Annotated in this window: 2 protein-coding genes; both read left to right on the forward strand. The window is 74.3% G+C overall.

The window, feature by feature from the left end:
* Positions 1–594 precede the first annotated feature (594 nt).
* Positions 595–10,035 carry a type I polyketide synthase gene (locus tag ACFYWM_RS39365; protein ID WP_389925235.1) on the forward strand — a complete coding sequence of 3,147 codons (9,441 nt, stop codon included), beginning with the start codon at positions 595–597 and terminating at the stop codon, positions 10,033–10,035.
* Positions 10,025–11,480, forward strand: a 1,456-nt coding sequence (locus ACFYWM_RS39370; RefSeq protein ID WP_389925238.1) for a type I polyketide synthase, incomplete at its 3' end; no start/stop codon positions are given. The genes ACFYWM_RS39365 and ACFYWM_RS39370, both read left to right, overlap by 11 nt.

The raw sequence follows: 11,480 nt of genomic DNA on the forward strand, positions 1-11,480 counted from the left end.
GGAGAGTCCGACGGTGGCGAGGGGAGCGAGGGGGCGAGTTCCGCCGGGCAGGCCCGCACTCGGGCTGGGTTCGCTCCGGTGCGGGTGATGTTCCGTACTCCGCCCTGACGGGCTGGTTGTCCCCTTTCAATGGCCATGATGCTGTTTTTTGCGTCTTTCGTGAGACTTGACCAGATTGACCATTTGAGATGACAGGTAGGGCCGTAAATGGCTCTATGTGGTCTTGTAAGTAATTCGACGTGTCAATACATGTGCGTTCGCTCCGCGCGAAACCGGTGTCGGGTCACCTCTCTGTCAACCTTTCAGTCAACCCCGGTACCCGTGCTGAGCATCGGCCACATCGGAGGAGCGGTGTGAAGTCAGACCCTCCGCGATCACCATATTGAGCGGGAAGTCATGTCGTCCCATAACTGGTAACCGGGCGGACATTTAATCGGCAACCTGGCGACGTACTATGCGTGTTGTAGATCATCTTTCGCTAAAGGGGGCCTTGGTGATTTACGCCGCTGACGTGGCATAACGGCGCGTCCACGCGGGACGGCGGGGCCTGATCCGCCACGGGGGCGGGTGTTCTCACGGGGGTGAGGTGTACGAATGAGCGAGCCCGGCGCGCGGGGCGGCCACGACGCCATCGCGATCATCGGACTGTCCTGCCGGTTCCCCATGGCCGGGAGTCCCGCGCAGTTCTGGACCCTCCTCAGGGACGGCGTGGACGCCGTCACCGGGCCGCCCGGCGGCCGCCCCGGTCAGGCCGGCCCGCGCGGCGGGTTCGTCGAGCGGATCGACCACTTCGACCCGGCCTTCTTCGGCGTCTCCCCGAGGGAGGCGGCCTTCATGGACCCGCGGCAGCGGCTGATGCTGGAGCTCGGCTGGGAGGCGCTGGAGGAGGCCAGGATCGTGCCGGCGAGCCTGCGCGGCAGCCGTACGGGAGTCTTCGCGGGCGCGATCTGGGACGACTACGCGGCCCTCGCGGGCGGGCGGGACGCGTCCGCGCTCACACCCCACGCCATGACCGGGCTGCACCGCGGCGTCATCGCCAACCGCCTCTCCTACACGCTCGGCCTGCGCGGCCCGAGCCTCACCGTCGACACGGCGCAGTCGTCCTCGCTGGTGGCCGTGCACCTGGCCTGCGAGAGCCTGCTGTCCGGCGAGTCCGTCCTCGCCCTGGCCGGGGGCGTCAACCTGATGATCGGCCCCGACAGCGCCGAGGTCTCCGCGGCCTTCGGCGGGCTGTCCCCCCGGGGCCGGTGCGCGACCTTCGACGCCCGCGCCGACGGGTACGTGCGCGGCGAGGGCGGCGCCGTCGTCGTGCTCAAACCCCTGGCCGCGGCCCTCGCGGACGGCGACCGGATCCACTGCGTCATCCGTGCCACCGCGACCGGGAACGACGGCGGCGGCCGTACGCTCACCACCCCCGAGGCGGCGGCCCAGGAAGAGGTCGTCCGGCGCGCCCACGCCCGCGCCGGGGTGCGCCCCGAGGAGGTCCAGTACGTCGAGCTGCACGGCAGCGGCACCCCGGTCGGCGACCCGATCGAGGCACGGGCCCTCGGCGCGGCCTTCGCGGGAGGACCGGGGGTGTCCGGGACGCCGGGGACGCCGGGGACGCCGGGGACGCCGGGGACGCCGGGGACACCGCTGCGGGTCGGCTCGGTGAAGACGAACATCGGCCACCTGGAAGGCGCGGGCGGCATCGCCGGGCTGGTGAAGACGGTGCTGTGCGTCGCCCACGGCGAGCTGGTGCCGAGCCTGCACTTCGAGACGCCCAACCCGGACATCCCGCTGGAGGAACTGCGCCTGCGGGTGCAGACCGAGACCGGCCCGTGGCCCGCCGCGGACCGCCCGAGGGTGGCCGGTGTGAGCTCCTTCGGCATGGGCGGCACCAACTGCCACGTCATCCTCGCCGAGGCCCCGGCCCCGGGCTCTCCGAGTTCTCCGGGGTCTCCGGACTTCCTGGGCTCCGGCGTCTCCTCACGCCCCGCCGCTCTTCCGGACACCGCCGGGTCCTCCGCGAGCCCCACCGGCGCCGAGCCCGTGGCACGCGGGGACCTTCCCGGTGTCTGGCCGGTCTCGGCCCGTGGCGAGGAAAGCCTCAGGGCGCAGGCGGGCCTGCTGCTGGACAGGCTGGAGCGCGACCCGGGGCTCGACCTCGCCGACCTCGGTCACTCGCTCGCCACCACCAGGACCGCCTTCGAGCGCCGTGCGGCGGTCGTCGCGCCGGACCGCGAGACGCTGCTGCGCGCCCTGGCCGGGCTGGCGCGCGGCGAACCCGCGCCCGGCCTCGTCCGGCGAGCCGGTACGGCGGGTGCCGGGCGGATCGCGTTCGTCTTCCCGGGCCAGGGCTCGCAGTGGAACGGGATGGCGGCCAGGCTCATCGAGACCGCCCCCGCCTTCCGGGACCGGCTCGCCGACTGCTCCCGGGCGTTCGCCCCCCACCTGGGCTTCTCCCTCATCGGCCGGCTGGCCGACGGTGAGCCCCTGACGGGCGACGACGTCGTCCAGCCCGCGCTGTTCGCCCAGATGGTCTCGCTGGCCGCCCTCTGGCGCTCCCACGGGGTGCGGCCCGACGCCGTCGTGGGACACAGCCAGGGCGAGGTCGCCGCCGCGTACGTGGCGGGCGCGCTGTCACTGGACGACGCCGCGCGTCTGGTCGCGCTGCGGGGCCGGGCGATGTCCGCGATCGCCGGGCGCGGGGGCATGCTGTCGGTGGCCCTGCCCGCCGACGAGGTCCGGGCACGGCTGGTCCGCGCGGCCGGGCGGCTCACGGTCGCCGCCGTGAACGGCCCGGCGTCGGTCGTGGTCTCCGGGGACCTGGACGCGCTCGACGAGCTGCGGGCCGCCTGCGAGGCGGACGGCGTCAGGGCCCGCCGGGTCGCGGTCGACTACGCCTCGCACTGCGAACACGTCGACGCGGTACGCGAACGGCTGCTCGGCGAGCTGTCCTACCTCCGGCCGGGAGGGGCGAGCGTCGCGTTCTACTCCACCGTCACGGCGGAACCGTTGGACACCCGCACGCTGGACGCCTCCTACTGGTATCTCAACCTGCGGCGGCAGGTCCGCTTCGAGGAGACGGTCCGCGCCCTGGAGGCCGCGGGCCACGACCTCTTCGTCGAGGTGAGCCCGCACCCGCTGCTCACCGGGGCCGTCCGGGACACCCTCGGGGCCGGGGGCACGGTCGCCGGCACCCTCCGCCGCGACGAGGGCGGCATGGACCGCTTCCTGACCTCGCTCGCCGAGGCACAGGTCGCGGGCGCCTCCGTCGACTGGGAAACGATCTTCCCCGGCGGGCGGCCGGTGGACCTGCCGACGTATCCGTTCGAGCGGCGCCCCTACTGGCTGGACACGCGGACCGGCCCGGGACCGTCCACCGGTGGCACTTCGTCCCTCCCCGCCGCTCATGACGCTTCCCCCGAGCCGGTACGGGACCTCAAGCCGGTACGGGACCTCACGGGCGTGGTCCGCGCGCAGGTGGCCGCGATCATGGGCCACTACGAGGCCGGCGCCGTGGAGATGGACCGTACCTTCAAGGACCTCGGCTTCGACTCCGCGATGTCGGTCGAGCTGTGCGACCGGCTCGCCGCCGCCACCGGACGGCCGGTACCGGGCACCGCCGTCTTCGACCACCCCACCCCCTCGGCTCTCACCGCCCACCTGAGCTCGGCAGCGGCCGCCCCCGCGACCCCGGCCGCCGCGACGCCCTCCACCGATCCGGTGGTGATCGTGGGGATGGCGTGTCGTTTTCCGGGGGGTGTGGTCTCTCCGGAGGGGTTGTGGGATGTGGTGGTGTCGGGGCGGGATGTGGTGTCGGGGTTTCCGGTGGATCGGGGGTGGGATCTTGAGGGGTTGGGGGAGGTGTCGGCCTCTGGTGCGGGTGGGTTCTTGTATGGGGCGGGGGAGTTCGACGCGGAGTTCTTCGGGATCTCTCCGCGTGAGGCGTTGGCGATGGATCCGCAGCAGCGGTTGTTGCTGGAGACGTCGTGGGAGGCGGTGGAGCGGGCCGGGATCGACCCCTCGTCGTTGCGCGGCAGCCAGACCGGCGTCTACATCGGCGCGATGCCGACCGACTACGGCCCGCGCCTGCACGAGACCGAGGGGGAGACGGCGGGCTACGGCCTGACCGGTACGACGTCGAGTGTGGTGTCGGGGCGGGTGGCGTACGTGCTGGGGCTGGAGGGTCCGGCGGTGACGGTGGACACGGCGTGTTCGTCGTCGTTGGTGGCGTTGCATCAGGCGGTGTCGGCGTTGCGGGCGGGGGAGTGTTCCCTGGCGTTGGCCGGTGGGGTGACGGTGATGGCCAATCCGGGGATGTTCGTGGAGTTCAGCCGTCAGGGTGGGCTGGCTCCCGATGGGCGGTGCAAGTCCTTCGCGGCCGCCGCCGACGGCACGGCGTGGTCCGAGGGCGCCGGCGTGCTGCTGTTGCAACGGCTGTCGGAGGCCCGGCGCCTGGGACGCCCCGTGCTGGCCGTCGTCGCCGGCAGCGCGGTGAATCAGGACGGGGCGTCGAACGGGTTGACCGCGCCGAACGGTCCGGCGCAGGAGCGGGTGGTGCGGCGGGCGTTGGCGGACGCGGGGGTGGCGGCGTCGGAGGTGGACGCGGTCGAGGCGCATGGGACCGGGACGCGGTTGGGTGATCCGATCGAGGCGAAGGCCCTGTTGGCGTCGTATGGGCAGGGTCGTGAGCGGCCGTTGTGGTTGGGGTCGGTGAAGTCGAACATCGGTCATGCGCAGGCGGCCGCTGGGGTGGCTGGTGTGATCAAGATGGTGATGGCGATGCGGCACGGGGTGTTGCCGCGGACGTTGCATGTGGATGAGCCGTCGCCGCACGTGGACTGGTCCTCGGGTGCGGTGTCGTTGTTGACGTCGTCGGTGCCGTGGCCGGAGATAGACCGTCCGAGGCGGGCGGGGGTGTCGTCGTTCGGGATCAGCGGGACGAACGCGCACGTGATCGTCGAGCAGGGGCCGCGGCTCCCCGGGCTCCGGGAGGCCGACGGGGAGGCCGGGGAACGCGGGGAGGGGCTGGAGGCAGGGGAGACGGCTCGTCCGGTGCCGTGGATCGTCACCGGCAGGAACGACCGCGCGCTGCGCGAGCAGGCCGCGCGGCTGCGCGAGCACCTGGCCGCACACCCCTCGGCCACCCCGGCCGGCATCGGGCACGCCCTGGCCACCACCCGCGCCAGGCTCACCCGGCGCGCGGCCCTGGTCGCCACGGGCGTCCGGGACTTCGACCGCGGCCTGGCGGCGCTCGCCGCCGGACGTGAGACGCCGGGCCTGGTCACGGGTACGGCCTCCGGCGGGCTCGGCTTCCTGTTCACCGGACAGGGGAGCCAGCGGCACGCGATGGGCCGCGAGCTGCACGCGGCCCATCCGGTGTTCGCCCGCGCGCTGAAGGAGGTCTGGGACGGGCTCCGGCCGCACCTCGGCCGTTCACCGGCCGGCATCGTGTTCGGCGACGCGCCCGACGAGCTTCTCGACCGGACCGAGCACACCCAGACCGCGCTGTTCGCGCTGGAGGTGGCGCTGTTCCGGCTGCTGGAACACTGGGGCGTCCGCCCGGACGTCCTCGCCGGGCACTCCGTCGGGGAGCTGGCGGCCGCCCACGTCGCCGGGGTGCTCTCGCTGCCCGACGCGTGCGCGCTGGTCGCCGCCCGAGGCCGCCTGATGGGCGCGCTGCCGGAGGGCGGGGCGATGGCGGCCGTGGAGGCGTCGGAGGAGGAGGTGCTCGGCCTGCTGGCCGGGCACGAGCACGAACTCGCGCTCGCCGCGGTCAACGGCCCGGCCGCGGTCGTCGTCTCCGGCGACGAGGCGCCCGTGCTCGGCGTGGCCGCGCACTTCGAGGCGCTCGGCCGCAGGGTCCGCAGGCTGAGGGTGAGCCACGCGTTCCACTCGCCGCGCATGGACGGGATGCTCGACGCCTTCGCGGAGGTGGCCGAGGGGCTGACCCACGGGCGGCCGCGCGTCCCCGTCGTGTCGACCGTGACCGGCGGGCCGGTCGTCTTCTCCGCCGACCACTGGGTACGCCAGGTGCGCGAACCCGTGCGGTTCGCCGACGCCGTGCGGGCCGCGCACGCGGACGGGGTGCGGACATTCCTGGAGCTCGGGCCCGACGGGGTGCTCTGCGCGATGGGGGCCGAATGCGCGCCGGACGCGGTCTTCGCGCCGGTGCTGCGCCGTGGCGTACCCGAGACGACGACCCTGGCCACCGCGCTGGCGACGGCCGCCGTGCGCGGTGCGGACGTCGACTGGGGTACGTTCTTCGGCGGCGCGCGTCCCGCCGCGCTGCCGACCTACGCGTTCCGGCGCCGTCGCTACTGGCTGGAGACGCCGCGGGCCGGCTCGGGCGAGCACCCGATGCTGGAGGCTCCCGTCGAGTCGGCCGCCTCGGGGGAGACGCTGTTCACGGCCCGGCTCTCCCGCCGCTCGCACCCGTGGCTCGCCGACCACGAGGTGGCCGGATCGGTCGTCCTGCCCGGGGCGGCGCTGCTGGAGCTGGCCTGGCACGCGGGCGCGCGGACGGGCTGCCCGGGGGTCGAGGAGCTCACCCTCGAACGACCGGTGACGCTGCCCTCGGAGCCCTCGGGCGGTCACGTCGAGGTCCAGCTCGTGGTCGCCGCCCGTGACGCCGAGGGCCGCAGGGCCCTCACGCTCCACAGCCGCCCCCGGGACGGCGAGTGGACGAGGAACGGTTCCGGGCTGCTGGGTCCCGCTCCCGCTGTCACCAAGACGATGCCGTCCGGCGTGGACGCGGGCATCACGCGCGACGCGATCCCGCCGGTCACCGGAGACGTCACTGGAGACGTCACCCCGGATGCCGGTGAGGACGCCGGTGCCGTCTACGACCGGCTCGCCGACCGGGGCTACGCCTACGGTCCCGCCTTCCGTGGCCTGCGCACCGTCCGCTACGAGGGCGCGGAGGCGTACGCCGAGGTGAGGCTGCCGGGGGGCCTGGCGCGCGGTGGCTTCGGGTTGCACCCCGCGCTGCTGGACGCGGCCCTGCACGCGTGGGCCGGTCGCCCGGCGGCCGGTGACGGACCGCCCGAGCTGCCCTTCGCCTTCGACGGCGCGTCGCTGGTCACGACCGGCGCGGAGACCCTGCGGGTGCGCCTGGCGCCCGCGGACGGCGGCGGGGTCATGCTGACCGCCTCCGACGAGGAGGGCAGGGTCGTCCTGTCGATCGACGAACTGGTGCTGCGCCCGGCCCGCCCCGGCCCGGCGGCGCCGGTGAACGCGATGTTCCGGCTCGACTGGCCCTCCGTGCCGCCCGGCGGGTCACCGGTGGGGCGGATCGTCACGCTGGGAGAGGACCTCGCCCTCGGCCCGGTCCTCGGTCCGGTTCCCGGTTCGGGGCGTCCCGAGGTGGTGGTCGCCCGGTGTCCTCGATCCGGTGACGTGCGCGCCGTCACCGGGCGGGTCCTGGCGCTGGTGCGCGACTGGCTCGCGGAGGAGCGTCTCGCCGCCGCCAGGCTGGTCCTGGTGACCCGCGGCGCGGTCGCCACCGAGGCGGGGCAGGACGCCGACCCGGTACAGGCCGCGGTGTGGGGGCTGGTGCGTTCCGCGCAGACCGAGCATCCCGGGCGTCTGGTGCTGGTGGACACCGACGACGGCTCCGCGGATCTGCTTCCGGCCGCGCTGCCTGCCGTGCTTCCGGCCGCGCTGCCTGCCGTGCTCCCGGCCGTGCTCCCGGCCGTGCTGCCGGCCGCGCTCGCGACCGGCGAGCCGCAGCTCGCGCTTCGCGGCGGCACGGTCCGCGTCCCGCGCCTGGCCAGGGCCGCCACCCCGCGCCCCGGCTCGCTCCCCCTGCCCGACGGGGACGCCCTCCCGGCGTCCGGCCGGGGGGTCCCGTGGCGGCTCGAGGTCGTCCGGCGGGGCACGCTGGACGGGCTGGCCCTGCGGCCCTGCCCCGAGGTGGACGGACCGCCGGCGCCCGGCCAGGTCCGGGTCTCGGTGCGCGCGACGGGCGTGAACTTCCGTGACGTGCTCGGCGCCCTGGGCCACTATCCGGGCGATCCCGGCCTCCCCGGCATCGAGGCGGCCGGAACGGTCATCGAGGTGGGGCGGGGAGTCACGGGGATCGCGCCGGGCGACCGGGTGATGGGCGTGTTCTCCGGCGCCTTCGGCCCCGTCGCGGTCGCCGACCGGCGGGCCGTCGCGCCGATCCCCGCGGGCTGGACGTACGCGCGGGCGGCCGCCACGCCCATCGCCTACCTGACCGCCTACCACGCGCTGGTCGAGCTGGCGGGGCTGCGGCGCGGTGAGTCCGTGCTGATCCACTCCGCGGCGGGCGGGGTGGGCACGGCCGCCGTCCGGCTCGCCCGGCACCTGGGCGCGGACGTGTACGGCACCGCCTCCCCGGCCAAGCACGACGCCACCGGCCTGCCCCCCGGGCGGGTCGCCTCGTCGCGTGACACCGCCTTCGAGGAACGGTTCCGGGCGGCCACCGGCGGCCGCGGCGTGGACGTCGTGCTCAACTCCCTCGCGGGGGAGGCGACCGACGCCTCCCTGCGGCTGCTCGCCCCCGGGGGCCGCTTCGTCGAGCTGGGCAAGACCGACCCGAGGGACCCGGCCGGAGTCGGCTACCACGCCTTCGACCTGCTCGAACTGCTCGAACGGAAACCGGACCGGATCGGCCGCATGCTCCGCGAGCTCGCCCCGCTGTTCACCGACGGGACGCTCGAACCGCCGCCGGTCACCGCCTGGGACGTGCGCCGGGCACCCGAGGCGTTCAGGTTCGTCGGCCAGGCCAGGCACACCGGCAAGGTCGTGCTGACCGTCCCGGCCGGGCTCGACCCGCGGGGCACGGTCCTGATCACCGGCGGCACCGGCGCGCTCGGCCGGGCGCTGGCCCGGCACCTGGTGGACGCCTACGGCACGCGCCACCTGATCCTGGCGGGGCGCCGCGGCCTCGCCGCCGACGGCGCCGCGGACCTGCGGCGGGAACTGGCCGGGCTGGGCGCCACGGTCACCTTCGCCGCCTGTGACGTCGCCGACCGCGCGGCCGTCGCCGCGCTTCTCGGCACCGTCCCCGCCGGGCACCCGCTGACCGCCGTCGTGCACGCCGCCGGTGTCCTCGACGACAGCGTGATCACCGAACTGACCCCCGGACGGCTCGACACCGTGCTCCGCGCCAAGGTCGACGGCGCCCTGCACCTCCACGAGCTCACCGCGGGCGCGGACCTGTCGGCATTCGTCCTGTTCTCCTCGGTCATGGCCACCCTGGGCGGCGCCGGGCAGGCCAACTACGCGGCGGCCAACGCGGCACTCGACGCGCTGGCGCAGAGCCGGCGGGCCCGTGGCCTGCCGGCCACCGCGCTCGCCTGGGGCCCCTGGCGGCAGGCGGAGGGCATGGCCGGTGGCCTCGCCGCCGCCGACCTGGCCAGGATGGCCCGTTCCGGGTTGCGGCCCATGCCGACCGCCGACGCGCTCGCGCTGTTCGACCTGGCCATGGCCGGGGACGAGGCGGTCTCCGTACCGGCCGCGCTCGATCTGGGCGCGCTGCGTGCGCGTGGCGGGGAGACACCCGCGGTGCTGCGCGGGCTGCTGGCCGCGCGGGCCGGGAACGGGACGGCCATGCGGGCCGGGGGCGCGGGGTCTGTTCCGGTCGAGGAGAACGCCGGTCCCACGCTGCGCGAGCGGCTCGAGGGGGTGGCTCCCGCGGAGCGCGAGGGGCTCCTGCTCGACCTGGTGCGTACGCACGCCGGTCTGGTGCTCGGGCACGGCGCCGCCGACGCGATCGACGGCGAGATGTCGTTCAAGGACCTCGGGTTCGACTCCCTGACCTCGGTCGAGCTGCGCAACCGGCTTGGCGCCGCCACCGGTCTGCGGCTGCCCGCCGGCCTGCTGTTCAACCACCCCAGTCCCGGGGCCCTGGTCCGCCATCTGCGCGAGCGGTTGTTCCCCACGGAACGGGCCCCGGAACCGCCGGTCCCACCGGCGACCCCACCGGCACCGTCGCCCGGCCCGGACGTCACCGAGCGACTCCGCACGGCCAGCCTCGACGACCTCCTCAGCTTCATCGACAAGGAGCTCACCCATGGCGAATGACGAGCGGCTCGTCGAGTATCTGCGCCGGGTCACCATCGAGCTGCAGGAGACCCGGCAGCGCCTCCAGGAGGCGGAGTCCCGCCGCCCCGATCCGGTGGTGATCGTGGGGATGGCGTGTCGTTTTCCGGGGGGTGTGGTCTCTCCGGAGGGGTTGTGGGATGTGGTGGTGTCGGGGCGGGATGTGGTGTCGGGGTTTCCGGTGGATCGGGGGTGGGATCTTGAGGGGTTGGGGGAGGTGTCGGCCTCTGGTGCGGGTGGGTTCTTGTATGGGGCGGGGGAGTTCGACGCGGAGTTCTTCGGGATCTCTCCGCGTGAGGCGTTGGCGATGGATCCGCAGCAGCGGTTGTTGCTGGAGACGTCGTGGGAGGCGGTGGAGCGGGCCGGGATCGACCCCTCGTCGTTGCGCGGCAGCCAGACCGGCGTCTACATCGGCGCCATCGCGCAGGACTACGCGGCTCCCCTGTACTCCCCGCCGGAGGGCTTCGAAGGCCACCTGCTGACCGGTACGACGTCGAGTGTGGTGTCGGGGCGGGTGGCGTACGTGCTGGGGCTGGAGGGTCCGGCGGTGACGGTGGACACGGCGTGTTCGTCGTCGTTGGTGGCGTTGCATCAGGCGGTGTCGGCGTTGCGGGCGGGGGAGTGTTCCCTGGCGTTGGCCGGTGGGGTGACGGTGATGGCCAATCCGGGGATGTTCGTGGAGTTCAGCCGTCAGGGTGGGCTGGCTCCCGATGGGCGGTGCAAGTCCTTCGCGGCCGCCGCCGACGGCACGGGCTGGTCCGAGGGCGTGGGGGTGCTCGTCGTCGAGCGTCTGTCGGACGCGCTGCGCAACGGTCGTCGGGTGCTGGCGGTGGTACGGGGTTCGGCGGTGAATCAGGACGGGGCGTCGAACGGGTTGACCGCGCCGAACGGTCCGGCGCAGGAGCGGGTGGTGCGGCGGGCGTTGGCGGACGCGGGGGTGGCGGCGTCGGAGGTGGACGCGGTCGAGGCGCATGGGACCGGGACGCGGTTGGGTGATCCGATCGAGGCGGAAGCCCTGTTGGCGTCGTATGGGCAGGGTCGTGAGCGGCCGTTGTGGTTGGGGTCGGTGAAGTCGAACATCGGTCATGCGCAGGCGGCCGCTGGGGTGGCCGGTGTGATCAAGATGGTGATGGCGATGCGGCACGGGGTGTTGCCGCGGACGTTGCATGTGGAGGAGCCGTCGCCGCACGTGGACTGGTCCTCGGGTGCGGTGTCGTTGTTGACGTCGTCGGTGCCGTGGCCGGAGACGGGTGGGCCGAGGCGGGCGGGGGTGTCGTCGTTCGGGATCAGCGGGACGAACGCGCATGTGGTGTTGGAGCAGGGGCCGGTGGTCGAGGTTCCGGAGGCTCCTGAGGGTTCTGGGGAGGTCGGTCCGGTGCCGTTGGTGGTGTCGGGTCGGTCGGTGGGTGCGGTGGGGGAGTTGGTGG

The sequence above is a fragment of the Streptosporangium sp. NPDC002721 genome, from assembly GCF_042888905.1.
In the GTDB taxonomy this organism is placed as follows: Bacteria; Actinomycetota; Actinomycetes; order Streptosporangiales; family Streptosporangiaceae; genus Streptosporangium.